The sequence below is a fragment of the Halobaculum limi genome (assembly GCF_029490015.1).
In the GTDB taxonomy this organism is placed as follows: Archaea; Halobacteriota; Halobacteria; order Halobacteriales; family Haloferacaceae; genus Halobaculum; species Halobaculum limi.
In genome coordinates this window covers 2,350,983-2,377,968 of sequence record NZ_CP120468.1, presented here as the reverse complement: position 1 = coordinate 2,377,968, position 26,986 = coordinate 2,350,983, and the positions used below count along the sequence as shown (strand labels likewise).

Here is a 26,986-nt window from a genome sequence, read left to right as displayed (position 1 = left end):
CGCCGGAGAATACCCCCTCACAACCTGCGTATTCAGCTGGCTGCCCCGCCGCCTGGGGATTACTAGCATCGGATAGTCGAAAACCGACCTCAGATGATCGTCGATTACCAACGACCGGTGACAGGGTACCGTTCGAGTAGACTCGTGGTTTCGACTGGTCGACTACGGGTCGGTACCCAGGCTTCGACATCGACTGCGCGGCAGAACGTGAACGCGCGCTGACTGGATAGTGCCGTCGAACGGGCGTATTGGCTCAACCCCGAGCGAATCAACTGGTCGACGACAGATCGAGCGAAACGGGATGACTGCCGCGCAGATAACAGAGTGGCCGCTAGTCGCCGCCGGCGCTCGACGCGGCGTCGGCATCGTCGTCGCCGTCGTCTGCGTTGGTCGCGGCCACGTCGGGTGCCATCCCACTCATCGGGTTCGAAACCGAGTCGGGGTCGACGGTGGTGTCGTAGTCCTCGTCGGCGTACAGGTGACACGCGACGGCGTGTGCTCCCGGCGTGAGCACGGGGTCTTCCTCTTCACAGGGCGAGGCGAACCCGTCGCGGAGGCGTTGGGCCGCCTCGTCTTCGCGGCCGTTCGCGAGAATCTCGAGGGCGTCCTCGACCGTGTCCATCGTCGCACCCGAGAGGCCGTGGAGGTCGAACTCACCGCGAAGCGCCTCCTTGAACGCCACCCGGTCGCGTTCGAACGACTGCGGGTCGTCGGACTCCGAGCGGAGCGTCTCCCACACGGACTCCGCGGAGAACCCCTCGCGTTCGAGGCGGTCACGGAGGTCCATGATCCCGCGGTACTGCTCTTGCGGGATATCGACGGTCACCGGTTGGATCACCTTCGGACACCGCGTTCGGAAGTGACACCCCGACGGCGGGTTCCGCGGCGACGGAACGTCCCCGGAGAGAGCGTCGACGCGACGCCCCTGCTCTTCGACGGACGCGCGTGGAACCGAATCCAGCAACGCCTCCGTGTAGGGGTGTTTGGGCGATTCGAAGATGTCGTCGGTCGCGCCCGTCTCGACCACCTCGCCGAGGTACATCACGGCGACGCGGTCGCAGATGTGCCGCACGACCGAGAGGTCGTGCGCGATGAACAGGTACGTCAGCCCGAATTCCTCCTGCAGGTCTTCGAGCAGGTTCAGGATCTGCGCCTGCACGGACACGTCCAGCGCCGACACGGGTTCGTCGAGGACGATGAACTCCGGATCGAGTGCGAGCGCTCGCGCGATACCGACGCGCTGGCGCTGTCCACCAGAGAACTCGTGTGGGTAGCGATCGATCTGATCGCCCGAGAGACCGACCCGTTCGAGCAGTTCCTTCGCGCGGTCGCGCCGCCACTCCCGCTTCGAGCGGTCGTCGGGCGACTCCTCTGGCAGGTTGTGGATCTTCAGCCCCTCGCTGACGATGTCGCCGACGGTCATCCGCGGATCGAGACTGGAGAACGGGTCCTGGAAGACGATGCCCGCGCGCTTGCGGAAGCGCGTCAGTTCGTCGCTGGACATCTCCAAGACGTTCTCGCCGTCGAACTCCACGGTCCCCTCGGTCGCCTCACGGAGGCGGAGGAGCGTCTCGCCGGTCGTAGATTTCCCACACCCGGACTCGCCGACGACGCCGAGTGTCTCGCCTTTGTGGACGTCGAGGTCGACGCCGTCGACGGCTTTCACGCTCGTTGGCTCGTTGCCGAGGATACGGTCGAACAGCGTGTCGTCCTCGAAGTAGTACTTCTTGAGGCCGCGGACCTTCAGCAGTGGCTCTTCAGTCATCGCTGCGCACCTCTGCGTTCCGGTCGAAGTGGTCGGCTGGCAACGCGTCGGCCTCGCTGAACTCTCGCTGTGCAAGCACGCAGCGAGTCGCGTGGTCGTCGGAGCCCGGTTCCGCGTCGTATTCGGGAATCGGTTGGAGGCAGTCTGTCATCGCTTTCGGACAGCGGTCGGCGAAGTAACAGCGGTCGCCCATCTCGTCGTCCAACAGCGACGGGACGTTCCCCTCTATCGGCTGAAGGCGCGGGGCCGGGTCGTCCAAGTCTGGAATCGACCCGAGCAGGCCCTCCGTGTACGGATGGACGGGCGTCTCGAACACATCCGATAGCGTCCCGCGCTCGACTATCTCTCCGGCGTACATCACGCCGACGCGGTTGCACATCCGAGCGATCACGCCGAGGTCGTGGGTGATCATCACGACGGAGGTGTCCTGCTCTTCTTGCAGGTCGCGGAGCAGATTGAGGATCTGCGCTTGGATCGTCACGTCGAGTGCCGTCGTCGGTTCGTCGGCGACGAGGATGTCCGGTTCGCCAGCCAGCGCCTGCGCGATCATCGCACGCTGGAGCATCCCGCCCGAGAACTGGTGGGGGTACTCGTCTGCCCGCTCTGCGGGGTCGGGGATGCCGACCTGTTCGAGCAGTTCGATGGCGCGTGCCTCGCTCTTCTCTGAGGTGTAGCCTCGATTCGGGAGCAGCGTGTCGGCGATGAGCCGACCCATTCCGTACCCCTGGGTTCGAGACCGCGTCCGGCGCGGGTTCGACCGCGCACGACGCTGGACCTCGACGGCCTCGGCGATCTGTTCGCCGACGGTGACCGACGGGTTCAACGAGGACATCGGGTCCTGGAACACCATCGAGAACGCCGGGCCGCGAAGCGAGCGACGAACGCCCTTCGGAAGTTGGCGCGTGTCGACGAACTCGCCGTCGACCGCCTCGGGCGTGCTGTCGCGGAACTCCTCCGCGAGGTCGGCGTCACGGTACCACACCTCGCCGCTCGTGATCCGACCGGGGGAGTCGACCAGGTCGATGAGCGAGAGGGCGGTCACGGACTTGCCCGACCCGGACTCGCCGACGATGCCGAAAATCTCGCCGTCGCGTACGTTGAAGTCTACGGACTCGACGGCGTTGATCTGCCCCTCTTCGGTGAAAAAGCGGGTCGACAGGTCACGGACGCGAAGCACGTCGTCTGCGTGGCCCTCCGGAACGCCTGCGGCGTCGTGGGCCGTGGATGAATCGCTCATCTACAGACCCCCCTCCCCTTCGATACCGGGGTCGAGTGCGTCGCGGAGCCAGTCGCCCACGAGATTGATGCCGATGACGGACAGCACGATAGCGAGTCCGGGCACGGTTGCGATCCACCACGACGACGAGAGGTAGCCACGTCCTTGTGCAATGTCGAAGCCCCACGAGAGCGTCGTCCCGGAGAAGCCCAGGAACGACAGCGCCGATTCCAACAGGATGATCGCCGCGACCTGGATGGTCGCGAGTACGAGGATAGGCGTGATGGCGTTCGGAAGGACGTGCCGGAATACGATCCGAACGTCGCTCCCACCCAGTGCGCGGGCGGCCTTCACGTACTCCTCCTCGCGGATGGAGAGTGCCTCGCCGCGTGCGATACGGGCGAACCACACCCAGTTGACGAAGCCGACGACCAAGATAACGACCGTCGGCAACACGAACGACTCGGGCATCGGCGTCGGCAAGCCGACGGCCTCGCGGAACGCGCCCGCGATGCCGCTGGTCACGAGCGGATCGGTGACCGCGTAGGCCACGTCCGCCTGGAACCGGCTGAACAGTCCGATGAGCGCGATGGCCAGGACGAGCGATGGGAACGCTAGCGACACGTCGGCGATACGCATCAGCGCGTCGTCGACACGACCGCGGTAGTACCCCGCGGTCAGGCCGACGGTGACGCCCAGCAACGCCGCGAGGACGGTTCCGAAGAACCCGACCAACAGCGAGGTTCGCGCGCCGTAGATGGCCCGCGAGAGCATGTCCTGTCCGAGCGAGTTCGTCCCGAGCGGATACTTGGCGGTCGCGTTGACGGTGACGTTCTCGGTCACGGTCTGGACGCTCCCGTTGACCATCTCGGTTCGCGTCTGTTCTTCTGTGTCGGTGAACCCGAGCGGCGGCAACTGCGCCTCGTCGAGGTTCTGCGTCCGCGGGTTGTGCGGCGCGATCATCGGTGCGAACACCGCGACGAGCATCACCAACACGACGAGCACCACACCGATCTTCGCGAGTCCAGACGACTGGAACTCACGGCGCAGGTTGCGGAGCGTGCGCGGCGAGATGGTGAGCGGTCCGATCTTCATTCTGCCACCACCCGCGGGTCGAGGTACGCGTACAGTGCGTCGACTGCGATGTTCAACAGGACGAACCCGGTGCCGATGACGATCAGACTCCCCTGCAAGATGGGCCAGTCACGCGCGTTGATCGCGCGAATGATCTCGGAGCCAAGCCCCGGCCACGCGAAGACGGCTTCAGTGATGACCGCACCACCGATGAGCGTCCCCAGTTGCAGACCGAGGACGGTCACGACGGGAACGAGCGTGTTTCGAAGCACGTGTTTGTAGCGCACGAGCGTCTCGGGTAACCCCTTCGCGCGCGTCGCGCGAACGTACCCCTGCGACAGTTCGTCGAGCATCCCCGAGCGAACGAGACGCGTGATGAGCGCCGTGAAGTACGTTCCCAACGTGATCGCCGGGAGGACCAGCGAGGCGACGAACGCGGTCGCCACCTCGAAGAACGGCTCCGGCCCGGTAATCGCCGCGAGCGTCTGCATGAAGCCGTACGCCCGACCGCTCGTCGGGAAGACGTTGAACTCGACGGCGAACACGAGTACGAGCATGATGCCAAGCCAGAAGTTCGGCGTCGAGATGCCCAACAGCGAGAACGTCGTCGCTCCGTAGTCCGCTGGCTGGTGGCGTCGCGTCGCGGAGATGACCCCCAGGGGGATCGATAACGCGACGGCGACGATGCTGGCTGCGACCGCCAACTCCAGCGTGGCCGGGAGTTTCTGGAACACCTGCACGGACGCGGGGATACTCGAGATGTACGAATAGCCCATGTTCCCGTTGAGCAACTCCCAGAGGTAATCGAGGTACTGGACCCACAGCGGCTGGTTGAGTCCCAGTTCCTCGGCGATCCGTTGGCGTGTCTCTTGGCTGGCGTCGAGCGGGGCAACCGTGTCGATCGGTGATCCTGGCGTGATGAATCGCAGGATGAACACGACAGTCACGACTCCCCAGACAACACCGACCCCTTGCACGCCGCGCTTCAGAAGAAAACGACCGTAGCCCATAACGGCCTATGATTCGCTCGGCAGGCTCTGCGCTTCGTCGAGCAGGCGGTCCAGTTCCTCGTTCTTGTACGACGAGAGCGACCCGTCGCTCGCGAGGAGCGGCTGAATCGTCTGGATCGCGTCGAAGGTCGCGTTACCCCACCCCAGCAGGTACCAGTGCGGCTTGTCCTCGATGCTGCCCGTGGTGACCTGACTGACGAGCGTCGAGAACTCGATCTGGCGGGCCGTTGCCGAGACGTTCGGCAGTTCGTTGACCTGTGAGGCGACCGCCTGTGCGATTTCGACGTCCTTCAGGTAGCGGCCGATCGGCGTCACGAGTTCGATCTCGGCGCCTGCGTAGCCGGACTCCTCGACGAGTTGCTCGGCGCGGTCCAGATCACGTGGGTACGGATCGATGTCCTCGTTGTAGCCGAAGAAGCCTTCCAGAGTCGGTTGACCCGTGGCACTCCCGAACGTCTGGAGGACGTTCTCGATGATCGCGTCCAGGTCGACCGCGTAGTTGACGGCCTGACGGAACTGCGGCGAGTCGAACGGCTCGACGTCGTAGCGCATCGCGTTGAAGATGACGCGCGTGGACGGCACTGCCGTGATGGAGGTGCCGTCGTTGTTCTCGACGCGCGACACTTCCTGTGGGGGTACGTTCACCGCGATGTCGGACTCGCCTGCGATGAGGCGATTCACACGGGTCGACGGCTCGCTCGCGGAGTTGATCGTGAACGTCGAAATCGCCGCTGGCTCCTGCCAGTAGTCGTCGTTGCGTTCGAACGCGACTTCGACGCCCTGCTCGTAGTTCGTGAGCACGAACGGGCCGGTGCCCTCCATGTTCTGGTTGACGTAGGCGTTGTCGTTGCTCTCGACCCACGACTTGTTCATCACGTCGCAGTACGTCGCGAACGACGCGAACACGATGGGGTTGAGCCCCGAGAGGTTGACGTTCACCGTGCGGTCGTCGGTGGACGCGACCTCCGCGCCGTCGACGCCGATGAGTTGGTCGACCTGCGGGGAGGCGATGCCGACGTCCTCCTGCACGATCCGATTGATCGAGAAGGCAACGTCTTCGGGAGTGAGCGAGTCGCCCGAGTGGAACGAGACGTTGTCGCGGACGGTGAACTGCACCGTCGTCTCGTCGAGGCGCTGGTAGTCGGTCGCCAGCGTCTCGACGATTGCACCATCTGCGTCACGCTCGAGCAGTCCTTCGTACGCCTGCAGGACGATGTTGTCCGTCGGCGTCTCGCGGTGGTCCTGCGGGTCGAGCCCGGAGTCCATCTGCGACTGCGTCATCACGACGTCGTCGCCGGCGTCCGTCGCTGGCTCGATCCCGTAGGCGGCTACGCGCTCGTCGGTGCGCGGCTGCCACTCGATGTTGCTGGACTGGCCGTACACGGAGAACTGCCGGTGGAGGAACACCCACGGCGCCTGCTCGTTGCAGTGCCGGTTGGCACGCTGGAGGTAGCCCTCGCGCGTCGTCGGCTCGGGGCGTTCGGTCGTCTCCATATCGCCCTCGGTGGTCTCCATCCCACCCTCGGTCGTCTCCATCCCACCCTCCGTGGTCTCGGACTCACCGCCACCGCCCGCACAGCCAGCGAGTGCGACCGCTGCGGTCGCCGAACCCGCCGCTTGCAGGAACCGCCGTCTGCTAGTGTCTTCTTCAGACATAACCTGACGAAGACGGGACGTAGCCTTATATGCTGGGGTCTGTGATGGGCTACCAGACAACGAAGCGGAAACTCAAAACAGGTTGCATATCGGCAATTGACGCGACCAACCACCGGGGTCATCGGAGGACCGACTTACGCGGGTACCTCGTCGTCGGCCAACACCGCGGAGTCTTCGCCGTTCTCGGATCGCCAGACGACACGGACCGTCGACCCGGCAGGCACGTCGGCGACAGTCGCCGCCGACCCGGCCGACACCGACCCGTTGAACGTCGCCGTCCCGTTGGCGGTCGACAGTTCGACAGGTTCCGTTGCGGGAATCGTGTCGCCGCCGCCGTGTGTCGCCGTCACGTCGTAGTTCGCCCCGTTCGTCGCGTACGAGAACTGGAAGTTCGCGTTCGGCGAACTCGGCTGTACGTCGCCCCCGATTCCGAGGACGAACGACCCGACGACCGCCGCGAGGATCACGGTGATCGCGACCATCAGGATGACGCCGATGACTGGCGAGACGGCTCGTTCCTCCGTAAGTATCGTGTGCAGGTTCATGGGTGTCTGCCCTGCCGACACGAGGTCTCTCCCCCCTCACGTCGAGACCGGGCGTGATGCTACTGCGATGGTCACTCATTAAAAATCCATCGAGAAAGTACGTTGTAATAACACGTCCGGCCGGAGGAACTGTCTCCGAGCCGTCGTTACTCCTCGGTCTCGTCTTGAGCGTCGACGACGGCGACGCCCGCGAGGTTGACGATGTCTTTCACTTCATCGCCCCGTTGCATCACGTGGACTGGCTGGTCCATCCCGACGAGCATCGGGCCGATGGCCTCCGCGCCGCCGAGACGCTGGAGGAGTTTGTAGCCGATGTTCCCGGCTTCGAGGTTGGGGAACACGAGGACGTTCGCGGGACCGTCCAGGTCCGAGAAGTCGTAGGTGTCTTCGAGAATCTCCTCGACGACTGCGGTGTCAGCCTGCATCTCACCGTCGACGGGGAAGTCGACTTCGGGGTCGTTGTGCAGGAGGTCGACAGCTTCACGCGGCTTTCTCGTCCCCTCGTTGTCGACGGAGCCGAAGTTGGAGTACGACAGCATCGCCGCCCGCGGTTCGACGTTGAACCGGCGTGCCAGTTTCGCGGTGTGTCGGGTAATCTCTGCGAGCACCTCTGCGTCGGGGTCTTGGTTCACCGTCGTGTCGGCGCAGAAGATGACGCGGTTCTTGAACGTCAACATGTAGACGCCGGCGACGTACTCGGCATCGTCGGCCGTCCCGACGACCTGAAGCGGCGGCCGGAGGGCGCTCGGGTAGTGGTGAGTCAGCCCCGTGAGGAGGGCGTCAGCGTCGCCCTGTTCGACCATCACGCTCCCGAGGTAGTTGGTGTCGCGGCGGATCAGTTCGCCGGCCTCCGAGCGAGTGACGCCCTTTCGCTTGCGGAGTTCGTGGAGACGGTCGGCGTAGCCGTCGGTCGCCCCCTCCTCGTCGGGGTCGACCACGTCCGGGATAAAGTCGAGGCCGAGGCGCTTGGTCGTCGTCTCGATGTCGTCGCGGTCGCCCAAGAGGACGGGCTTGGCGATGCCCTGTTCTTGCATCTGGTAGGCCGCGCGGATCATCTTCTCGTCTGTCCCCTCCGCGAGGGCGACGCGCTTGGGTTCCGAACGCGCCTTGTTGAGGACGACGCGCATCATCTCGCGGCTCTTGCCGAGGCGTGCCTCCAGTCGCTCTGCGTACTCGTCGGTGTCGATGTCGAAGCGGGCGACGCCCGACTCCATCGCCGCCTCCGCGACCGCGGGGGCAACCTGGAACAGCACACGGGGGTCCAGCGGTTTCGGGATGACGTACTCGGGGCCGAACTGGAGCGGTTGGTCGCCGTACGCCTTCACGACGGCGTCGGGTACGTCTTGCCGGGCCAAGTCTGCGAGGGCTTCGGCGGCGGCGCGTTTCATCTCCTCGTTGATGTCAGTCGCGCGCACGTCGAGTGCGCCGCGGAACAGGAACGGGAACCCGAGGACGTTGTTCACCTGATTCGGGTAGTCCGAGCGCCCGGTACCCATGATGACGGTGTCGTCGCGGGCGTCTTTGGCGTCTTCGTAGGTAATTTCGGGGTCGGGGTTCGCCATCGCGAAGATGATCGGATCGGCGGCCATCGACCGGACCATCTCCTGGCTGACGATGCCGCCGATGGAGAGGCCGACGAACACGTCCGCGTCGACCATAGCGTCCGCGAGGTCGCCGCCCGCGCCCTCGCTCGCGAACTGGGCTTTGTACTCGTTCACGTCGCCGGCGGCCGCACGCTCCTCGGTGATGATCCCCGAGGAGTCACACATCGTGATGTTGCTCGCGTCCGCGCCGAGTTCGACGTAGAATTTAGCGGTTGCAATCGCGGAGGCGCCCGCCCCGGAGAAGACGATGTCGAGGTCGGCGAGGTCCTTGTCGACGATGTCGGCGGCGTTGATCAGACCCGCGCCGGAGATGATCGCGGTGCCGTGTTGGTCGTCGTGGAACACCGGGATGTCCATCCGCTCGCGGAGGCGTTCTTCGATCTCGAAGCACTCGGGTGCTTTGATGTCTTCGAGGTTGATCCCGCCGAACGTCGGTTCCATCGCGGCGACCGACTCGATGATCGCGTCGGGGTCGCTCTCGTCGAGTTCGATGTCGAACACGTCGATGTCGGCGAATCGCTTGAACAGGACGCCCTTCCCCTCCATCACGGGCTTGGACGCCTGTGCGCCGATGTCGCCGAGGCCGAGAACGGCCGACCCGTTGGAGACGACGCCCACGAGGTTCCCCTTCGCGGTGTACTCGAACGCCCGTTCGGCGTCCTCGTCGATGTCGCGACACGGCGCTGCGACACCGGGCGAGTACGCCAGCGAGAGGTCACGCTGGGTGTTCGTCGGCTTCGTCGTCGAAATCTCGATCTTGCCGGGCGGGTCAGATCGGTGATACTCCCGCGCGTCGTCGTCAAGTCCCATACGAGAGCGACCGCAGGCCGAGAGAAAAAGCTACCGAGCAGACAACTCCTCCGTCGCCGAATCGCCCGACGTAAACTCGATACCGAGTTAGTTTCGGCGTCCGGGGTCGTCGCTCGTGTCGTCGTCGTCGCGGTTGTCTTCGTCGGCTTCGTCGTCATCCGATACTGACGCTGGCACGAAGCCACCGAAGTCGTCGGTGGCGTCCGATGTGGTGTCGTCGTCGGCCGACTCACCGCTGTCGTCGAGACGAGCATCTGGCGTGCCGTCACCGTCGCCGCCGTCGTCGCCGTCGTCGTCGCCGCTGAGGCCTGATATCCCGTCGTCACGCTCGTCTGAATCGGCTGCTCGCTCGACACCGAGGTCGCGATACCGACCGAGGAGGTCGAGGCGCTCGGAGAAGCGACCCAACGCGGCCAGTTCGTACGCGCGCAAGTACGTCGTGGTCAACACCCGAATCGGCAGGAAGACGGCGACGACCAGAAGCGGGACGCCGACGATTACCGCCGCGAGCGCCCCGGCCCCGACACCGAGGTCGCCGCCGGTTCCGCCGACGACTGCGCCGACGACGAGGCCGACGATGCCCGCGACGGTCCCGACCGCCACCAACCCGACGAGCGTCAGCACCGCCCCGACGATGCCGATACCGATACCCACGAGCAGGTGCATCACGAGATACACCAGCGTCTGTCCGAGGTTGCCGCGGAGGAGCGGCCAGACGCGTCGCCAGCCGTCGATGACGCCGCTACCGTCGGCGACCATCGCTGGGACGACGAATTCGCGCGTGAACCGGGAGATGAACGCGAACACGAGGACGTACACGAGGATGGCGAGCACTGCAGCAACGACGACCAGCGGTCGGTCGAGTATCGCCATCGGGGACGTCTCCGAGAGGACGAGTGCTGCCGTGACCGCCGCGAGTGGGACGACGAACGCCGCTGTCAATCCGATCTGAAAGCCCAGGAACCGAAAGCCGTTCAAGAGGTGTCGGCGTGTGTCGCGGACGAGTCTGATGCTGTCTCGCGCGATCGCGTCGACGAGCACGAACTCGAACACCGACGAGATGATCGCGAACAACAGGATGATCAAGAGGACTGCCGCGGCGGCCGCGATCGCAAGCGTCGACGAGACGTCGGGCACATCCCCCACCTGCAGCGGTCCGGTGGGTGTCGCTATCGACAGCAGCGACCCGTCTACGAGTGTTGCCAGCGCCGCGATCACCACCGCGACTGCGGCGGTTCCGCCTGCGCCAGTGGGGACCGATCCGTTGCCTGCCTGTGCGGCGAGGTTCGCTCCGTTGCTGGCGACTCGGGAGGCGCCGCCGCCACCGCGTCCGAAGAGGGTCACTACCGCCAGGCGCGCCCAGCGGCCGAACGTCGCGGGGAACAGAAACGCTCGGGTCGCGTCGAGTGCGTCGTCGACCGCATCGACGCCGTTCCAGCTCATAGCCGAATCTCACATCCCCACGACATGAACCTTGTGCTTGGGTCGGTCGGCCTGTGCGTCAGTTCTCCAGGATAGACGGCCGCTGCAGCGTCAGCCCACCGGCTTCGACAGTGTCCGTCGGCCATCGCCCCGAGTCGGTCAGCACCGCTACGTCGTCGTCGGTGACGTACGCTGTGTCCTCACTTTTTGCACCCTGAACTGTCGGATTCCACGCGTACGCCGCCTCGCTCGCGACGGGTGCGCTGCTGTCGGGGGTGGCGAACCACTCTCGCCCCGCGTAGCCAGTCGCGCCGCCCTGGTGGTGCTTGCGCCACTCGCCCTCGAATCCCTCGTCGGCGTAAGCATCTTGGATGGCGTCGAACACGTCGCCTGCGGTCCCGTCGTCGCGTCCGGCCGCCTCCCGGGTCGCTGCGAGCGCTCGCGTCTCGACACGCTGGGCGACCCGGTGTCGCTCGGCCAGCCACTCGGGTGGGTCGAACGCGACGGTCCGGGTGCAGGAAGCGTGCAGACCACCGCGCCGTGCCGTCACGATGACGACGGCGTAGTCACCGAGGGCGGCGTCGGTCGGCGTCGGATGGCGATACTCGGGTGCCCGTTCGCCCCCGCCGACGAGGACGACCGGCGCGTCGATGTTCCGTCCGGCCAGCGAGATACGGAGGCCGGCGGCGACTTCGTGTTCGGTGTCTCCTGGCTGTAACTCTCGACAGACCGTCTCGACCGCTAGGGCGACTTCTCGCCCGAGGTCCCGGTACGCACGCAGGTCGTCCTCACCGAGACGGAGGCGCAGTCGCATCGGATCGACCGTGTCGAGTCCGGGCACGTCGAAGTCAGCGGCCGCCGGCGTCGGCGACCGTGCGGCGACCGACCCCGCGAGGTCCGTCTCGTACCAGTCGTCGGCCGTGACCGACATCGACAGTTCCGCCGGGAGTTCCTCGGCGGCGATGCGCTCGGCTTCGACGTTGTTCGTCACGACGGTCCACTCGCCGTCGCCGAGGTAGCCTGCGGCCGCGTCGCCCACGTCCGCAGCGTCGTCGACGCGATTCGACCCGCCGGTCGCCCACGCGAACGCGTTCGGACGCGCGAACCAGACGGCCTCGTATCCCCCCTCGTCGAGGAACCGCTCCAACCGTTCCTCTCGTTCCGCGATATCGACCATATCCGGGGGTGCGAGCGACACGGCTTCAACCCCGCGACATCGGTGACGCGGTCGCCCGTCCACTTCGGCGTCTATCGCGTCGCCTTCGATGCGACACCCGAGGGTCCGGACCGAACCCCTAAAGAGGGGATACCCGCAACAGGTGACGTAATGATGACGACACTCGGGAGCGCGAGCGCGCCACCCGGGGAATTCGACACCGGTCGCCTCGAAGTCGGGGAGACTCGCGACGGCTCGACGGTCGGGCTTCCGGTCGCGGTGCTCAACGGTGCCGACGACGGGAAGACCCTCTACGTGCAGGCGGTCAGCGACGGCGACGAGGTCAACGGCCTCGGTGTCCTCAATCGGCTGGTCCCGCAACTCGACCCCGCAGAGATCGCTGGTGAGATTCTGTTCGTCGGCATCGTCAACTTCCACGGCTTCCAGGTAGCCGAGCACCGCAACCCCATCGACGACATGAAGATGAACCGGGCGTACCCCGGTTCTGCGAACGGCACGTCTTCCGAGCGCATCGCGGCGGCGACGTTCGAGGCCGCCAAGCGTGCCGACCTCGTGATCGACCTCCACCAGGGGCGCACCTCCCGGATGATCAACGAGGTGCGCGTTCGCTGTGGCCCGCGCCACCGCCTCCACCGCGAGTGTCTCGAACTCGCGAAGGTGTTCGGCACCGGCTACGTCCTCGACCAGAAGGGGCCGGACGGCCAACTCGCCCGCGCCGCCCCCGACAAAGGTATCCCGACCATCGACCCCGAACTCGGCGGCTCTGTCGGGTGGGACGAGGAGTCCATCGAGATCGGCGTCGACGGGATGTTCCGCGTGCTGAAGTACTACGGCTTCCTCGACGGCGACGTCGACCGCGAGGTGCAGACACGCGCTTCCGGGTTCGACCAGTACGGCTCTCCGTCGGGTGGTCTCGTCACGTACAACGCCGACCTCGGGGAACGTGTCTCCCGCGGCGACACGCTGTTCGAAGTCTCAGACCCGTTCGGCGAACTGAAAGCGCGTGTGACTGCCGACAGCGACGGCATCCTCTGGCGCTCGCGTCGTCTCCCGCAGGTCGCGACCGGCGAGTACGTCTGCTCGGTCGGGACAGACATCGACTCGTTCTAACCGACCACTTTTTACTGGGGCCTCGTGCGCCTTCGGCGCACTCGACCCCAGCCAAACCCCGTCGATGCCGTCAGACTCGGAGAGTCTGACTGCTAATCAGAATCGTAGAGTGATTCTGATGATGATCAAAAGGCCGCTCGCTCGGCCGGAAGCCTCGCTCGCGGTGAATCGGCTCGCTTCGCTCGCCGAACAGTACCGCGACAGCAAACGCGTTGGTCGCTACCAGTCGCCGAACAGTTCTCGGACCGCCAACGTCGGGGTTCGCGTGGCTCCCTGAACCGTCACCTACTGGTCCCCTCGGGCCGCCGGTTCCGCTATGACCGCTCCCTCGCTCTACTGTCCCGACTGCGGGGCCGAGTACGCCGACCGCTGGCGGTGCTCTTGCGGCCACCCGCTGGAGTACGCCGAGCGACCGCTCCCCGACGGCCCCGCGCCGGACCCGAGCACGTTCGACACGCGCGACGGCCTCTGGTCGTTCGACGAGTTCCTCCCGGAGTCGCCGTCGGTGACGCTCGGCGAGGGGATGACGCCGCTCGTCGACGCCGACGACTGGGACGCCCAGTTCAAACTGGAGTACGTCTTCCCCACCGGGTCGTTCAAGGATCGGGGGGCGACGACGACCGTTTCGCGGGCGGAGGCGCTCGGCGTCGACACGGTCGTCGAGGACTCCTCGGGCAACGCGGGCGCGGCCATCGCCACCTACGCCGCCCGCGCCGGCATCGACGCCGAGATATACGTCCCCGCGTCGGTGAAAGACGCCAAACTCCGTGCCATCCGACGGGCGGGCGCGACACCCGTGAAGACCGAGGGCCCGCGACAGGCGACGACCGACGCCTGCATCGACGCCGTCGAAGTCGACGCTGGCTGGTACGCCAGCCACGCGTGGAACCCCGCGTTCTTCGCGGGTACCGCGACGGTTGCCTACGAGACGGCGCTCCAGCGCGACTGGGATGCCCCGGACGCGGTCGTCCTCCCGCTTGGTCACGGCACCCTCTTTCTCGGTGCGTACCGCGGCTTCCGGGCGCTCGCCGACGCTGGCTGGATCGACGATGTCCCCCGACTGCTGGGCGCACAGGCAGCGGGCTACGCGCCCATCGTCGAATCACTGCACGGTCCCGAGGCGGCCGCCGGCACCAACGACGCTGCCGACGGTATCCAGATTCCGGACCCGGTTCGCGGCGACCAGATCCTCGACGCTATCGCGGACACCGGCGGCGACGCCATCGCACTCGACGGCGACGCCGTCGAGTCGGAACTCGACGCTCTGCACGCCGCCGGCTTCTACACGGAACCGACGTGCGCTATCGCGCCCGCAGCACTCCGCGAGTACCGCAAGCGTGGCGTCCTCGCTGGCGACGAAGACGTCGTCGTTCCGCTGACTGGGAGTGGGTTGAAGACGTGAGCCGGAGCCGACCGAACTCCGGAGGCGAGCAGCGATGATCACCGTCGCCGGCGACTACTGCCCGCTGTGCGGGACGGAACTCGACCGCATCACGGTCGAGGAACGCGAGCGTCGCCACTGCCCCACCTGTGACCGGATCGTCTGGCAGAACTCCAAACCCGTCGCGAGCGTCGTCGTCCGCGACGGCGACGAGGTGTTGCTCGGGAAGCGAGCGGTCGACCCGCATCGCGGGTTCTGGGGCGTGCCCGGCGGCAACCTCGAGTACGACGAACACCCCGCAGACGGCGCAGTTCGGGAACTCCGCGAGGAGACCGGCCTCCGCGCCGGCCCCGCCGACCTGACGCTGTTCCGGGTCGACCACGCGACGACGGGCGACCGCGCTATCGTCGCCGTCCGCTACGTCGTCGACCGCGAACTAGCCGAAGGCGTGCCGGAGGCTCGCGAGGAGACAACCGCGGTGCGGTTCGACACGCTCGCCGGGTTCCGTGCAGATGACGAGATCAATCCGTGGGACGAGGAGCAGTTAGACGCCGTGTTCGAGTGAGCAGTCGCGCGGGCCGCGTCACCGCTCCGGGTGGGTCGGCGCGTCGAAGCCACCCCGAACCAGCGGCTTGCTGATGTGGCGTCGCGCACACGGCGGCACTTCGTACCAGCCGGGTTCGAGGTCGCGGTCGACGGACACCTCGCGTTTTCCGGGTTCGCTGGTCCCGCAGTCGCGACAGCGGTAGCCTTGGTCTGCGCCCGCCGACTTCATCGACCGTCCGCAGTCGGGGCAGGTGGGCACGACGCGGTCCGTCTCGACGAGGTCGCGGATGGCGAATTTCTCCAGTTTGATCGTCCCGTCGTCCACCTCGCCACAGACGGTGAGGCGGTCGCCGACGCGGAGTGAGCGAACGCGGTCACGGAACCGCTTGGTCGGTTCGAAGGCGACACAGCGGAGGTCGGACGCTCGGTCGTGGCTGTCGACTGGTGCCGCTTCGGAACCGTCGACACCGAAGAACACGTGTCCGCCACGTCGTGTCTCGGGTGGTTCCACGACGGTCACGTCGACACGGTACGCGCGGCGGTCACGGAGACTACCGAGCGACCCATCTCGGAGGTGTGCGTCCGTTCCCTGGTTCGTCACGAACAGCGCCGACCGCTCGACGGGTTCGCTCTCGATAGCAGCGGCGAGCACCGTCACCGCCTCGGGGTCGTCGCCGCGGATGCCGTGGAGGATGGGGCCGGGCGCGTTCGGGACGCACACCGTCTCACCTTCGCCGCGGTCGACGGTGTCCCACGCACGGGGATACTGGTCGGCGGCGGCCGCGAAGACGCTCTCGGCGTCTACCTCGCGGGGCGTCCCACAGCGGTCGAACTCCCGATACGAGATGCGTTCGTACGTCCAGTCGTCGAACGCCCGCCACGCGCCGACCGCGGCGAGCGCACCGATCCGACCGCGGCCGACCACGTCGTCGCCGCCGGTGGTGTCCGCACCGCCCCACCCTCGCGTCTCGAAGCCCGCATCGTCGGCCAGCGCCAACGCCGCGTCGAGGTCGTGGAACTCCCGAACCGCCTCACGAGCGAAGTCGGCGACAGTATCGGGAATCTCCTCTGGGTCGCAGTCGGCGACGACGACGCCGGGCGACGTCCGGGGGTCGGTATCGACGGCGTACGATTCGACCAACTCGCTCGCGAGACGCATCGCCGTCTCCGGGTCGGCGTCGGTGTGAAGCGCCAGCGCCGCGTTCCCTCGCGTCTTGTGTTCAACGCCGGGGTTCAAGCGAACGAGCAGTCGCCGGTCGACGCGGTCACCCGCGCGTTCGATGGCCTCGGCCACCAGCGTCGCGAGGTACGTACTGCACATCCCCGCCGTCCGCGAGTCGGTGTCGTCGAGGCCGATGACGGTCACACCGCGAGGAAGTCGGTGTCGGGAGTTGTGCCTTTCGCGTCACGACCGAGTATATACCTCTACCGGCCACAGCGTCGCGGAGACCGCCTGTGGGCGTCGTGTTGCCGATTTCGGAGAGTGGCACAACCCATATAAGTGATCAGCGGCGTATATATCGATATGTCCCGGACGGCGCTGATTGGAAACGTGACCGCGATGCTCGCGGACGCGGACTTCCTCGTCAGCGAACGCTGCGCCGTGCGGCCCAAGAGCTTCGACGTGGCCGCCAGACGCGGGGAGGACCTCCTGCTCGTGAAGGTGCTCGGCAACGTCGACGCCTTCGACCGACCGACCGGCGCGGAGATGCGCCGACTCGGTGAGTACCTCTCAGCGACGCCCATCCTCGTCGGCCTCCGCACGCGCGACGAGGACCTGAAGCCTGGCGTCGTCTACTTCCGCCACGGCGTGCCCGCAATCCACCCCGACACGCTGTACGACCTCCTCATCGAGGAGGTGCCGCCGCTCATCTACGCCGCGCCCGGCGGCCTGTACGTGAACATAGACGGTACCACCGTCGCCGACGAGCGGAAGGAGCGTGGCTGGAGTCTGGGCCGCCTCGCCGACGAACTCGGCGTCTCCCGCCGCACGGTCGCCAAGTACGAGAACGGGATGAACGCCTCCGTCGAAGTCGCGGTCCAGTTGGAGGACCTGTTCGACCGTCCCTTCTCCGACCCGGTCAGGGTGTTGGAGGGCGCTCGCGAGGTGCGCGAGTCCGACCCGACGCCGGAACCACCGGAGGTGTCACCCGACGACGAACACGTGTACGCGGTCCTCTCGCGCGCCGGGTTCGCGGTCCACCCCACCCAACGCGCCCCGTTCACCGCGGTGAGCGAGGACGAGGCCGAACCACGCGTCGAGTTCACGCTGTTGACCGGCCACTCTCCGTTCACCCGAACGGCCGAGAAGCGGGCGAAACTGATGGGGTCCCTCGGGCGCGTCACCGGCACGCGCGCGGTGTACTTCACAGAAGGTGAGGACGAACCCAAGAAGGAGTCCGTCGACGGCACCGCAATCGTCACCGCCTTCGAGTTGTCGCGGGCGGACGACCCCGAGCGCATCCGCGAACTCATCCGTGAGCGGTCGGACGAACCCGCAGAGGCGTAATACGGCCGCTCGCACGATATTGGTTCTTCGAGCAAGTACCAGTCGCTGAGTCGTAGCTGTCACTAGTCGTGACTGTCGCAGTCGCACTACTGTACTACGACTCCGCAGAAAACGAACGGCCGTTCGACCGTCGCTTACGCCGCCGCGTCGCCGTACGTCTCTTCGAGGTACTCGACGATGTCGTCGGACTCGGGCATCCCCTCGATGCCGTTGTCCTCGTCGACGAGGACGGGGACGCCAGTCTGTCCGGACACTTCTTCGACTTCGGTCCGGTCGCTGTGTGAGCGAGGGACCATCACCGACTCGTACTCGAGGCCGAGTTCCGCGAGTTTGTTGGTGACTTTCGCGCAGTACGGACAGCCTTCGAGTTCGTAGAGGACGAGATTCGCCATTGCACTCGCTCCTTGCGCCGCCCCGAACTTAAACTCCGTCGGGGTGTGCGTTCCACCTGCGGAGCCGTCGTGCGGTGTGTCACCCATCCACTCTCCCGAACTACGCTTTTTAGCTCCCTCGCCATCTGCCTGGGTGTGTTCCCCGACCGTATCAGAACCGACCGTCTCCGGTTGGACCGCCACGACGCCGCTGTCGACGCGCTGTCGTTCTACGACCACGCGGGCGAGCGCCGCTCCGACACCATCGCCGAGGAGTGCGAGGGCCTCTCGTGGGCACCACACGAGCACCCGAAGGAGAGCGCCGACGTCCTCGACCAGTTTCGTGAGAACTGGGAGGATGGAGAGTCGGCGACGTACGCCGTCTTCCCACGTGAGGGCGAGGAGCAGGCCGGCGAGTACGCGGGCAACACCGGCCTGATGCTCGACTGGGATCTGCGGACGGCGACGCTCGGCATCTGGCTCAGAAAGTCGTTCTGGGGGCGCGGCTACTCGGGCGAGCGTGCGCGGGCACTTGCGGCGCTCGCGTTCGAGCGACTCGACCTCGACGTCCTCTCGGTGGCGGCGATGCCGGACAACGAGCAGTCGGTTCGCGCCATCACGAAGTACATCGAGTCGATGGGTGGCCGCGAGGAGCGACTGCTTCGCAACCGTATCCGCGACGGCGACGGCGAGGTTCACGACCTGCGCCGGTTCTCGGTCCATCGAGACGAGTACGCCGAGACTGTCGGCACGGCCATCGACGATACCGTCGAGTTCGTCGACGACGTCGACTTCAGAGCGGCGGAGTAGCGACGCGGTGACTGCGGTCGGACGAGAACGACCTACGAGTCGCGGGTGTCCGCGACCGCTCGCTTCGTTCGCTCGTCGCCGCCAGCGACGACCGCGCCGCCCTTTAGGACGACCTGCGGGTCGTTCAGCGTCTTCGGATCTTCGGTCGGGTCACTCCCACACACAAGGAGGTCGGCGTACGTCCCCCGTTCGAGCGTTCCTTGATCTTGGAGGCCGACCGTCTCGGCGGCCGTCTTCGTCATCGCCGTCAGCGCCGCTAGCGGGTCCATCCCGTTGTCGATCATAAACGTGACCTCCGCTGCGTTCCCGCCGTGCATGTTGAACGGCGTGCCCGCGTCGGTCCCGCCGGCGATCCGAACGCCCGCGTCGACTGCGCGACGGAACGAGTCGAGGTGGCGGTCGTACACTGCTTCGGTCTTCGTGCGGTCCTCCTCCGTCGCGGCGTCGACGTTGCGGACGATGTGGTGGGGTGCAGACAGCGTCGGCACGAGCGTCACGTCCGCCGCGAGGAGCATCTCGATAGCCTCGTCGTCGAGGAGCGTGCCGTGTTCGACCGTGTCGACGCCCGCTTCGACGGCCGCCTTCACGCCCGCCGCGCCGTGGGCGTGTGTGGCCGTGTGCATCCCGCGGCGGTGTGACTCGTCGACGAGTGCCTCGACTTCGGCGTCGGTCAGGGCCGTCTCGTTCGGGTCCGACCCCGGCGTCGTCACCCCGCCGGTGACCATGAACTTCGTGAAGTCGGCTCCGCGCTTCGCCTGTTCGCGGACAGCGCGACGGGCGTCGTCCGCGCCGGTTATCTCCCGCCCGAGGTGATGGCCGTGGCCACCGGTGGCGGTGATAGACCGACAGCTGGCGACGGTTCGCGGGCCGGGTATCTCGCCTGCGGCGATGCGGTCGCGCACGTGCACGTCGACGTCGCGTGCGCCCATCACCCGAACGCCTGTGACGCCCGCTTCCAGCGTCTTGCGGGCGTTTCGTGCTTCGACCAGTGCGAGTTCGGCGTCGCTCATCCCGACCACGTCTTCGACGCTTCGCTCGCCCGACAGCGAGTAGTGGATGTGCGCGTCGACGAGGCCCGGAAGGAGCGTCCGGCCGTCGAGGTCGAGGACGGACTCGTCAGATCGCGGCGCGAGGTCACCGACGTCGGCGATCCGGTCGCCGTCGACTCGGAGGTCACCGACCCTCACGCCGTCGGCGTCGACGAGGGTCGCGTCTCGTAGTAACATGGTCACCGCTCGGAAACCACGGTGAATGAGGGTTGCGACTCGGAATTAGCGCAGAGACACCACATCGAACGCACGCCTCGACGGCCACAACGAGTTTATTTCAGCCAGCGCTGGCCGGGTGTATGGGAGAGGCATTCGAGCGAAGCGACGGAACAGCGACTGGGAACGAGTCGAGCGACCTGCTCTCACGGGTCGCCGTCGGGGCGGGCGTCGGAGGTGGGGTCGGCGCGTATCTCCTCGGCTACCTCGTCACGTACCTCACGCAGGCGAGCGCGGTTCGCGACCGTCTCGGCGCGTTGAACTTCGTCGCCAGTCTGTTTGGCGGGGACCCGGCGGCCGCCTGGCAGGGGGTCGGCTGGTACTTCTACAACGCGCACTTCGTCTCGACGGTAGTCCCGACGCTCGGCGGCGGGACGCGGGCAGTCGACCTCCTGGCGAGTGCCGAGGCGTCGCTCGGCTATCTGTATCTCGTTCCGCCCGTAGCGTTGCTCGCGGCAGGTGCAGCAATCGCGTTCGTCGCCGAAGCCGAGTCGCCGGCCGACGGGAGTATCGCCGCCCTCGGCGTCGTTCCCGCGTACTTCCTCCTCGCACTCGTCGGGGCGTTCCTGTTCGCCTACGGCGGCGGCGACGTGGGAAGCATCCACCCGGACTACGTCACCGCGGCACTGCTCGCGGGCCTCGTCTACCCGGCCGTCTTCGGCGGTATCGGCGGTGCGGTCGGCGCGGTCGTCCGGTCACGGTAGGTCGGTCGCGGCAGGTCGGTCGGGTCCGCGTTCGCTCAGAGGTCCCGGGCGACCATCTCGCCCCAGTGAGTGAAGCCGTATCTGTCGTAGAACGACTGTGCGCGGTCGTTCTCTCTGTCCACGTCGAGAACCATCCGGTCAAGCGGGAGGCTCTGATCGCGAACGGTAGCCAGCGCCGCGTCCATCAGGTCATCGGCGACGCCCGTGCCGCGATACGCGGGGCGGACGTACACCTCGTTCAGGACCGCCGCGTCCCAGATGAACGACAGCGATTCAGGGAGGACGAACACGTAGCCCGCGAGGGCCGGGGAGTCGCCCGCGGTCTCGCTATCCTCCGCAGCGTCGACCGCCGCGACCGACACGGTGGCCGCTTGTTCGTCGACACAGCGGTCCACCCAGTCGAGCCACGCTTGCCGGTACTCGTCGGTCAACTTCGCCTCGTACTTGGTCGCCTTGTCGTCACCGCCGGTGCCCGTGCCCAGGCCCGTCTCGAAGCCGCGCTTGAGGTCCCACAGCGACGCGGCGTCGTCGGAATCGAACGGTCTGACGGTCACGGACTCGGCAGAAGCGTCGGTCATATCCGGAGGTCCGCGGCGGGCCGAATCAACCCCTCGGTCGCGGCGAGGTCACTGGCTCGCCCCACCGTCACTCCTCGCGGACGAACCGCGCGGTGAGGACGCCCATGCTCGTCACGACGAGCAGGAGTTGCCACCCGGCCCACACCAACGGGAACACTCGCTCAACGTTCTCGGGTTCCTTCCCCGGCGACGGGTCGATTCCGGTCGAATAGTGGAGGTTCTCCGTCGTTCGGACGCGGTCGGGCGTCAGGTCGACGAACGTCTGGAAGAAGCCGCGTTGGTTCGACAGGCCCGCACGTCCGTTGAGCGTGTAGAACTGGTCGTGGAGCGGCCAGAACAGGTTGACCCCGTTGGCGACGTAGTCGAGACCGACGCCCGCGACTGCGAACCCGACCAGCGCGACGCCCGCGACGTGCGGTGCAGTCGCGCCGAAGCGTCCAGCGAGCCACGACTCCTCGCGAACTCGCGTGTCGTATACGAGGACGGCGAACAGGGCGAGCGGAATCAGCGCGTTGTGCCCGAGCGAGCGATGTGCACCCGCGAGGAACGGCGAGACGAACGAGTCTAAATCTGGCAAAATGGTCGCGAGGAGAACGACGGCGACGGCTCGGCGGGTGAACGCGGACTCGCGCAACAGCGCCGCGGCGAGCACCCCCGCGAGTGCGACGTGGACGAGCGTCGACGGCACGAACGCCAGTCGGACGCGCGATCGTATGGCCGTTTCGGGCACCGGTGGACAGGGTGGCTCCGACACGCTTACCCGCCGGTGTATCTATCCGGCGGATATGACCGTGGGCGAGGACGACACCGGCGCACGCGAGGAACTCGCCCGGCGTATCGCAGGCGAGATCACCCTCTCGTCGGACCCGGGCGCGACGCTGCGAAAGTGGCGCACCGACTTCGACGTTTCCCAGACCGACCTGGCCGACCGGATGGGCGTCTCCTCCTCGGTCGTCTCCGACTACGAGAGCGGTCGCCGGGAGTCGCCGGGCATCGGCCTCGTCTCGCGGGTCGTCGACGGCCTCCTCGACATCGACGAGTCGCGCGGCGGCGCGCGCATCCGCCAGTACGCCCGCGTCGTCAGCGCGGGGTTCGAGTCCGACATCGTCCGCGACATCCGCGAGTACCCGACAGCCGTCCCTACCGAACGGGTGTACGAGGCACTCGACGCGACGGAAATAACGCCCGGCGACCGCGACACGGTGAACGGCCACACTGTCATCAACTCCATCGAGGCCATCACGTCGCTTTCGTCCGAGGAGTTCTACCGCCTGTACGGGCAGTCAACCGACCGGGCGCTGGTGTTCACCGGCGTCACGCGCGGAGAATCGCCGCTCGTTGCCCTGCGGGTCGTCACGCCGACGCCGAACGCGGTAATCTTGCACGGCCTCGACGAGGAGGCACTGTGGGACCACGCGGCGGCACTCGCGAGCGTCGACGGCTTCGCGTTGGCCGTCTCGACGGCGGAGTTGGAACCGGCACTCGAGAACCTCCGAGCGCTGTAAGCGGCCGCGTCAGCGGGCCTCTTCGACGAACTCGACGATGGACTCCGCGCCGACGAAGCCCTCTGCGATCCGGTCGACTTCCTCTGGACTGCCGTCTTCGCCGGACTGGAACAGCATCAGCGTCGGCACCGATCGAATCGAGTGCTCGCTCGCGAGCGATGGGTCGGTCTGCGGGTTCACGAGGAGGATCGGAACGCCCGTCGCGCGGGCGACGCTCCCGAGAACGGGTTCGATGCTCTGACACAGCGTACACCCCTTCGTGTAGAAGTCGACGAGGACGTGGTCGTACTCAGTGAGTGTCGCCTGCAGTTCCTCGCGGAACGCACGGGCGTCCACGTCTCGGGGCTTCGGCGTCGATGCGGCGTCGGGGGCGATGTCGCTCACGGTCGTCGTTCGCGCTCGCAGAATAAAGCCGTTGTACGCGAGTGCGCTTGCGGCGCAGGAGTGCGGATCGAATCGACCGCGAACGCGGGAGTCTACTCGACGTAGTCGTACTTCCGTTCGCTCATCCGGCCCCACCCGGTGAAGACGAACTCGCCCTCAGGCTGAGTGAACTCCTCGAGTTCGACGTCCATATCGTGGTTGTGGCGGTCGTGGACGCGTTCGTACTCGTCGAACGAGAGGTCGTATCGCTGCTCCATCTGCTCGTCGATGTTGAGCGCCTCGATCTCTTCACGCCAGCCGTCGGCGACCGTCTCGGCGTGAATCTCCGCCTGTGCCCCCGACCCGTACGACGCGACGAGGAGCTTCTCGCCTACGAGGTCGATGTCGTTTGCGGCGGCGTGTCGGAGCGCGGCGGTGCGAGCGATGTGGACCGATCCGGTGTACCAGTTGCCCACCTTCCGGGAGATGTTCAGCGTCGGTGCGATGGTGTCGGCGTACCAACTCTGGTACTCCTCGGTCTCCTTGAGGTCGTCCATATACGAGCGGATGGCGTCCTCGTACTCCTCCCAGTCGTCGAAGTCGTCCTCGCGTGGCTGGCGGCCGATCCGCCCCTCGAGGGCGTCTTCGATCTCCGTGTCGCGGATCATGTGTCGGTAGCCGAGTAGACCCGCCTTCCGGACCATCCCGGGGAACGGCGTGTGGAACGGGATGTACGCGAAGTCCTCGGGGTGGGTGTCCCACGCGACCGACTCGAAGTCCTCCAACGCCTCGCGCATCCGCGCGAGGTACACCTGCATCGAGCGCTTGCCGTCGACGCTGGGGAACTGCTGGTTCGGCTTCAGGAAGTCCGTCTCGTCGGCAGAGCCGTACCCCTGCTCGGTCGAGAGTTCGACGATAGACGGATCCTCGCTGATGAGCATCGCGACCGCGCCCGCACCCTGTGTCGCCTCGCCGGGGTCGCCGCGGGCGTACAGCGCCGTGTCGGTCGCGATGACCAGCGCCGATCGACCGCGGTTGCGTCCCGCCTTGATCCAGTTGTACGCGTCGTCGATGGACTGCGTGCCGGCGACGCAGGCGAACTTCCGCTCGCCCTTGTTTGCGTGGTGGAAGTCGCCCTCGTACACCTGTTCGAGACAGCCAGCGATGTACGTGGAGACGGGCTTGGAGTTGTCGAACGCCGACTCCGTCGCCACGTCGATGCGGCCGATGTCCTGCGGGTCCAGGTTCCTGCGGTCCATCAGGCGCTTGGCCGCGTTCGCGCCCATCGTGACGATGTCTTCGTAGGCGTCGGGGAATGACGACGTCTCGAGCCCCAGCCCTTTGGTGTACTTGCCCGGGTCCTCGCCTTTCGCCGGCGCGAACGTGCCGGGGAGGTCGAGTTGCAGTTTCCCGGTCCAGATCTCGATCGCGTCGATACCGACTCCTGTCATAGCCGGGTGTAGGAAAAACTGGGTTGTAGGTCTGTCGATGAGGGGATACGTCGATCGTCGAACTTAGGCCTCGTTCTCGGTTTTCGTGTCAGACCCCGTTGCGCTCTCAGCGTCGGTAGCCGTGACAGTAACCTCGACAGTCCCCCGTTCCTCTGCCCCGTTCAGTCCAGTGACCGAAACGGTTGTTCCCTCCTGACCCGAGATATTGACGGTTTGAGTGTCTGTTTGGGTTCCTCCAACACGCACGACGACAGTCGCATTATCGAGGTTTCCGTCGGCGTCGTCGGGAACGAACGACACGTCGACAGTGTCGACTTTTCCTGAGTTCCCGTTTTCGGAGACTTGTATATCTGTGATCGAAACCGTTGGTGCGGTGTTCGTGCCACCACCACCGCCACCACCCCCTCCCCCACCGCCTCCACCGACGGCAGGCGGCTTGGGATGAATGACGAACTCGCTGGTCTGTTCACCCTCGGTGGTGGTATAAGAAACAATCACACGCACGTCCTCGTCAGAGATGTTCACGGGAGTCGCGCTGTTCGTCGTAACCTCGTACACCTCAGCAAACTCGAGGGTAGCATTTGCTCCCGACGCAACCGAGACACCACCGGCGGCGCCGACAACCGTCGACACCTCGACAAACGAATCCGAGTTCGTGTCGTAGGCTCGCTCGTTCTGACTCTCGGTCAAGGAAAGCGACCGACCACGGCCGTCGACATACGTGTACTGGGTGCCTGTTGTTTGGGTATCAGCGTATCCGGACTCTCCGCTGGCAACCACGTATAGTTCGCTCCGGTCTTCACCCTCGCCGGTCGCCGCGTCCGAGAGTCCATTGTACCGGGAGTCTTCCGGAATGATTGTTGCCCCGACGATGGTTGCCTCAGTCCCGAACGTGTTTTGGATGGTGAACGATACACCTCCCGGAACGGAGTTTGCGTCCTCACCGTCGAACGCTATCGCGTCACCGACAAGGGTCAACCCTCTTCCCGCGCCGTCTGGAGATGACGAGACAGTCACAGATACGTTCGCGTCCTCAGCAGTTGTTGCGTCGAACGTCACGTTCGCCGGGTCCGAGTCGAACGAGAAGTTGAGCCTCGCATCAGAGCTTCCTGCAGTGTATTCGAACGCTGCGCGCCCCCGATCGTCGGTTTGAACTGTCGTCGAGGAACCGACAGTGAACGCACCCGCCGAGGTGTTTCCGTTGACACCGACGCCGGCGACCGGATTGCCGAACTGGTCGCGCACCTCAACGACAACTTCTCGCGTGGTTCCCTCAGTCATCGTCTGCGGGCGCTGCTCGATGTCGAGATAAGACGGCGTTCTTGCCACCGACGGATCTCCGCCGACCTGCACAGCAGCGATACCCAGCGAGTAGTTCCGAGAGTCGTTCAGGTGGATCTTGATTCGGTCTTGACCGGGGACCCTCTCCGTCCGATTCACCCACCCCTCGTCGATCTGTTCGGCGAGGAGGTCATCCCAGGTCGCATTGTCGAGCGTCGTCGGGATCGTAATCGTAAGCTCCCCCCGAACACGCTCGCGTCTGCTCACCGAACTGATCGCCGTGGGATCGATAGACGCCAGCGAGACGCCCGACTCACTGAGGTTCCCTCGAACCGTCACGAGCGTGACGCGGTCGCCCTGCACGATGCTCTGGTCGGTGAGCGTAATGTTGCGCGTCGGCGAGAACTCGTTGAACACGACGCCGGTCTCGATGCGCGTCGTCGGAGCCTCGCGGTACTCGTTGTACCGGGGATCGTAGGTGACGAAGCGCGTCGACTTGTTTCGGTTCGCCGCGTTACCCCAGTAGTCGCCCGACTCGTTCCCGACAGAACTGATCACCGAGACGTTCGCGAGCGTGACAGTCGACCCGTTCGGCGGGTCGACCGTTTGGATCCGTCCTGTCGCCGGTGGTGGGTTGATCAGGAACGCTCGCGACGGGTAGCGTGTCCCGAGTTTCACCGTCGCAGGTGCGCCTCCCCCCGTCCGCCCGGTTGCGGCGACGCTCCCGGACAGTTCGATCAGATCGTTTTGCGCCTCCTGGTTGTGGAGAAACTCGACTTCGGCGTTCTGGTCGGGAACGACCGTCGCCTGGTACGTCGACAGGGCGATGATCA

Annotated in this window: 24 protein-coding genes; 7 read left to right on the top strand and 17 right to left on the bottom strand. The window is 66.1% G+C overall.

The window, feature by feature from the left end; genetic code table 11:
* Nucleotides 1-331 precede the first annotated feature (331 nt).
* The 9 genes from P0D77_RS11990 to P0D77_RS11950 form a co-directional block, all read right to left on the bottom strand.
* Nucleotides 332-1,765, bottom strand: coding sequence for an ABC transporter ATP-binding protein (locus tag P0D77_RS11990; protein ID WP_277553312.1), 1,434 nt, complete (start codon nt 1,763-1,765; stop codon nt 332-334).
* Nucleotides 1,758-3,002: an ABC transporter ATP-binding protein gene (locus P0D77_RS11985; protein WP_277553311.1), complete on the bottom strand. Its 1,245-nt coding sequence runs from the start codon at nt 3,000-3,002 to the stop codon at nt 1,758-1,760. The genes P0D77_RS11990 and P0D77_RS11985 overlap by 8 nt, the downstream gene beginning before the upstream one ends.
* On the bottom strand, nt 3,003-4,076 hold the full coding sequence (locus P0D77_RS11980; protein WP_277553310.1) for an ABC transporter permease: 1,074 nt from the start codon (nt 4,074-4,076) through the stop codon (nt 3,003-3,005).
* Nucleotides 4,073-5,065 (bottom strand): ABC transporter permease, encoded by a 993-nt coding sequence (locus P0D77_RS11975; RefSeq protein WP_277553309.1) that lies wholly within the window; start codon nt 5,063-5,065, stop codon nt 4,073-4,075. Before P0D77_RS11975 ends, P0D77_RS11980 begins: the two co-directional genes overlap by 4 nt.
* A 6-nt stretch (nt 5,066-5,071) precedes the next feature.
* On the bottom strand, nt 5,072-6,721 hold the full coding sequence (locus P0D77_RS11970) for an ABC transporter substrate-binding protein (protein WP_277553308.1): 1,650 nt from the start codon (nt 6,719-6,721) through the stop codon (nt 5,072-5,074).
* 134 nt (nt 6,722-6,855) lie between these two features.
* The gene (locus tag P0D77_RS11965; protein ID WP_277553307.1) at nt 6,856-7,266 is read right to left on the bottom strand and encodes a type IV pilin N-terminal domain-containing protein; all 411 of its coding nucleotides are present in this window, start codon (nt 7,264-7,266) and stop codon (nt 6,856-6,858) included.
* Between the two features lie 146 nt (nt 7,267-7,412).
* Nucleotides 7,413-9,680: an NADP-dependent malic enzyme gene (locus P0D77_RS11960; protein ID WP_277553306.1), complete on the bottom strand. Its 2,268-nt coding sequence runs from the start codon at nt 9,678-9,680 to the stop codon at nt 7,413-7,415.
* Between the two features lie 87 nt (nt 9,681-9,767).
* On the bottom strand, nt 9,768-11,123 hold the full coding sequence (locus P0D77_RS11955) for a DUF7544 domain-containing protein (RefSeq protein WP_277553305.1): 1,356 nt from the start codon (nt 11,121-11,123) through the stop codon (nt 9,768-9,770).
* A 58-nt stretch (nt 11,124-11,181) separates the two neighbouring features.
* Nucleotides 11,182-12,279: a M24 family metallopeptidase gene (locus P0D77_RS11950; RefSeq protein WP_277553304.1), complete on the bottom strand. Its 1,098-nt coding sequence runs from the start codon at nt 12,277-12,279 to the stop codon at nt 11,182-11,184.
* Between the two features lie 150 nt (nt 12,280-12,429).
* Here P0D77_RS11950 and P0D77_RS11945 point away from each other — a divergent pair, with 150 nt between their 5' ends.
* From P0D77_RS11945 to P0D77_RS11935, 3 genes are all read left to right on the top strand, one after another.
* On the top strand, nt 12,430-13,389 hold the full coding sequence (locus P0D77_RS11945; protein WP_349770059.1) for a succinylglutamate desuccinylase/aspartoacylase family protein: 960 nt from the start codon (nt 12,430-12,432) through the stop codon (nt 13,387-13,389).
* A gap of 316 nt (nt 13,390-13,705) precedes the next feature.
* On the top strand, nt 13,706-14,791 hold the full coding sequence (locus P0D77_RS11940) for a pyridoxal-phosphate dependent enzyme (RefSeq protein WP_277553303.1): 1,086 nt from the start codon (nt 13,706-13,708) through the stop codon (nt 14,789-14,791).
* 34 nt (nt 14,792-14,825) lie between these two features.
* Complete coding sequence (locus P0D77_RS11935) at nt 14,826-15,335, top strand: NUDIX hydrolase (protein ID WP_277553302.1); 510 nt, start codon at nt 14,826-14,828, stop codon at nt 15,333-15,335.
* Between the two features lie 18 nt (nt 15,336-15,353).
* On the opposite strand, the gene P0D77_RS11930 is transcribed toward P0D77_RS11935, so the two are convergent.
* Nucleotides 15,354-16,682 (bottom strand): tRNA(Ile)(2)-agmatinylcytidine synthase, encoded by a 1,329-nt coding sequence (locus P0D77_RS11930; protein WP_277553301.1) that lies wholly within the window; start codon nt 16,680-16,682, stop codon nt 15,354-15,356.
* A gap of 159 nt (nt 16,683-16,841) precedes the next feature.
* Between P0D77_RS11930 and P0D77_RS11925 the strand changes: the two genes are divergently transcribed.
* Entirely contained in the window at nt 16,842-17,825 is a 984-nt protein-coding gene (locus P0D77_RS11925) for a transcriptional regulator (protein WP_277553300.1), read from the top strand.
* 134 nt (nt 17,826-17,959) lie between these two features.
* Here P0D77_RS11925 and P0D77_RS11920 read toward each other — a convergent pair whose 3' ends face one another.
* On the bottom strand, nt 17,960-18,217 hold the full coding sequence (locus tag P0D77_RS11920) for a glutathione S-transferase N-terminal domain-containing protein (RefSeq protein WP_277553299.1): 258 nt from the start codon (nt 18,215-18,217) through the stop codon (nt 17,960-17,962).
* A 135-nt stretch (nt 18,218-18,352) separates the two neighbouring features.
* Between P0D77_RS11920 and P0D77_RS11915 the strand changes: the two genes are divergently transcribed.
* Nucleotides 18,353-19,006: a GNAT family N-acetyltransferase gene (locus P0D77_RS11915; protein ID WP_277553298.1), complete on the top strand. Its 654-nt coding sequence runs from the start codon at nt 18,353-18,355 to the stop codon at nt 19,004-19,006.
* Between the two features lie 32 nt (nt 19,007-19,038).
* Here P0D77_RS11915 and P0D77_RS11910 read toward each other — a convergent pair whose 3' ends face one another.
* Nucleotides 19,039-20,232: a metal-dependent hydrolase family protein gene (locus tag P0D77_RS11910; RefSeq protein ID WP_277553297.1), complete on the bottom strand. Its 1,194-nt coding sequence runs from the start codon at nt 20,230-20,232 to the stop codon at nt 19,039-19,041.
* Nucleotides 20,233-20,354: 122 nt separating this feature from the next.
* On the opposite strand from P0D77_RS11910, the gene P0D77_RS11905 reads away from it, so the two are divergent.
* Complete coding sequence (locus tag P0D77_RS11905) at nt 20,355-20,975, top strand: DUF7978 family protein (protein ID WP_277553296.1); 621 nt, start codon at nt 20,355-20,357, stop codon at nt 20,973-20,975.
* Between the two features lie 35 nt (nt 20,976-21,010).
* On the opposite strand, the gene P0D77_RS11900 is transcribed toward P0D77_RS11905, so the two are convergent.
* Complete coding sequence (locus tag P0D77_RS11900; RefSeq protein WP_277553295.1) at nt 21,011-21,553, bottom strand: GNAT family N-acetyltransferase; 543 nt, start codon at nt 21,551-21,553, stop codon at nt 21,011-21,013.
* A gap of 67 nt (nt 21,554-21,620) precedes the next feature.
* Complete coding sequence (locus P0D77_RS11895) at nt 21,621-22,241, bottom strand: metal-dependent hydrolase (RefSeq protein WP_277553294.1); 621 nt, start codon at nt 22,239-22,241, stop codon at nt 21,621-21,623.
* Between the two features lie 97 nt (nt 22,242-22,338).
* On the opposite strand from P0D77_RS11895, the gene P0D77_RS11890 reads away from it, so the two are divergent.
* Nucleotides 22,339-23,058, top strand: a complete 720-nt coding sequence (locus P0D77_RS11890) for a helix-turn-helix domain-containing protein (protein ID WP_277553293.1) — start codon at nt 22,339-22,341, stop codon at nt 23,056-23,058.
* Between the two features lie 9 nt (nt 23,059-23,067).
* On the opposite strand, the gene P0D77_RS11885 is transcribed toward P0D77_RS11890, so the two are convergent.
* From P0D77_RS11885 to P0D77_RS11875, 3 genes are all read right to left on the bottom strand, one after another.
* Entirely contained in the window at nt 23,068-23,433 is a 366-nt protein-coding gene (locus P0D77_RS11885; RefSeq protein ID WP_277555796.1) for a thioredoxin family protein, read from the bottom strand.
* Between the two features lie 101 nt (nt 23,434-23,534).
* Nucleotides 23,535-24,872 carry a hydroxymethylglutaryl-CoA synthase gene (gene hmgB, locus P0D77_RS11880; RefSeq protein WP_277553292.1) on the bottom strand — a complete coding sequence of 446 codons (1,338 nt, stop codon included), beginning with the start codon at nt 24,870-24,872 and terminating at the stop codon, nt 23,535-23,537.
* 63 nt (nt 24,873-24,935) lie between these two features.
* Nucleotides 24,936-26,570 (bottom strand): hypothetical protein, encoded by a 1,635-nt coding sequence (locus tag P0D77_RS11875; RefSeq protein WP_277553291.1) that lies wholly within the window; start codon nt 26,568-26,570, stop codon nt 24,936-24,938.
* Nucleotides 26,571-26,986: the final 416 nt, after the last annotated feature.

What these genes read in the sequence shown, in the direction of transcription:
- P0D77_RS11990 (WP_277553312.1), bottom strand. Translation starts at nt 1,765, where the DNA reads ATGACTGAAGAGCCACTGCTGAAGGTCCGCGGCCTCAAGAAGTACTAC.
- P0D77_RS11985 (WP_277553311.1), bottom strand. Translation starts at nt 3,002, where the DNA reads ATGAGCGATTCATCCACGGCCCACGACGCCGCAGGCGTTCCGGAGGGC.
- P0D77_RS11980 (WP_277553310.1), bottom strand. Translation starts at nt 4,076, where the DNA reads ATGAAGATCGGACCGCTCACCATCTCGCCGCGCACGCTCCGCAACCTG.
- P0D77_RS11975 (WP_277553309.1), bottom strand. Translation starts at nt 5,065, where the DNA reads ATGGGCTACGGTCGTTTTCTTCTGAAGCGCGGCGTGCAAGGGGTCGGT.
- P0D77_RS11970 (WP_277553308.1), bottom strand. Translation starts at nt 6,721, where the DNA reads ATGTCTGAAGAAGACACTAGCAGACGGCGGTTCCTGCAAGCGGCGGGT.
- P0D77_RS11965 (WP_277553307.1), bottom strand. Translation starts at nt 7,266, where the DNA reads ATGAACCTGCACACGATACTTACGGAGGAACGAGCCGTCTCGCCAGTC.
- P0D77_RS11960 (WP_277553306.1), bottom strand. Translation starts at nt 9,680, where the DNA reads ATGGGACTTGACGACGACGCGCGGGAGTATCACCGATCTGACCCGCCC.
- P0D77_RS11955 (WP_277553305.1), bottom strand. Translation starts at nt 11,123, where the DNA reads ATGAGCTGGAACGGCGTCGATGCGGTCGACGACGCACTCGACGCGACC.
- P0D77_RS11950 (WP_277553304.1), bottom strand. Translation starts at nt 12,279, where the DNA reads ATGGTCGATATCGCGGAACGAGAGGAACGGTTGGAGCGGTTCCTCGAC.
- P0D77_RS11945 (WP_349770059.1), top strand. Translation starts at nt 12,430, where the DNA reads ATGATGACGACACTCGGGAGCGCGAGCGCGCCACCCGGGGAATTCGAC.
- P0D77_RS11940 (WP_277553303.1), top strand. Translation starts at nt 13,706, where the DNA reads ATGACCGCTCCCTCGCTCTACTGTCCCGACTGCGGGGCCGAGTACGCC.
- P0D77_RS11935 (WP_277553302.1), top strand. Translation starts at nt 14,826, where the DNA reads ATGATCACCGTCGCCGGCGACTACTGCCCGCTGTGCGGGACGGAACTC.
- P0D77_RS11925 (WP_277553300.1), top strand. Translation starts at nt 16,842, where the DNA reads ATGTCCCGGACGGCGCTGATTGGAAACGTGACCGCGATGCTCGCGGAC.
- P0D77_RS11920 (WP_277553299.1), bottom strand. Translation starts at nt 18,217, where the DNA reads ATGGCGAATCTCGTCCTCTACGAACTCGAAGGCTGTCCGTACTGCGCG.
- P0D77_RS11910 (WP_277553297.1), bottom strand. Translation starts at nt 20,232, where the DNA reads ATGTTACTACGAGACGCGACCCTCGTCGACGCCGACGGCGTGAGGGTC.
- P0D77_RS11905 (WP_277553296.1), top strand. Translation starts at nt 20,355, where the DNA reads ATGGGAGAGGCATTCGAGCGAAGCGACGGAACAGCGACTGGGAACGAG.
- P0D77_RS11900 (WP_277553295.1), bottom strand. Translation starts at nt 21,553, where the DNA reads ATGACCGACGCTTCTGCCGAGTCCGTGACCGTCAGACCGTTCGATTCC.
- P0D77_RS11890 (WP_277553293.1), top strand. Translation starts at nt 22,339, where the DNA reads ATGACCGTGGGCGAGGACGACACCGGCGCACGCGAGGAACTCGCCCGG.
- hmgB (WP_277553292.1), bottom strand. Translation starts at nt 24,872, where the DNA reads ATGACAGGAGTCGGTATCGACGCGATCGAGATCTGGACCGGGAAACTG.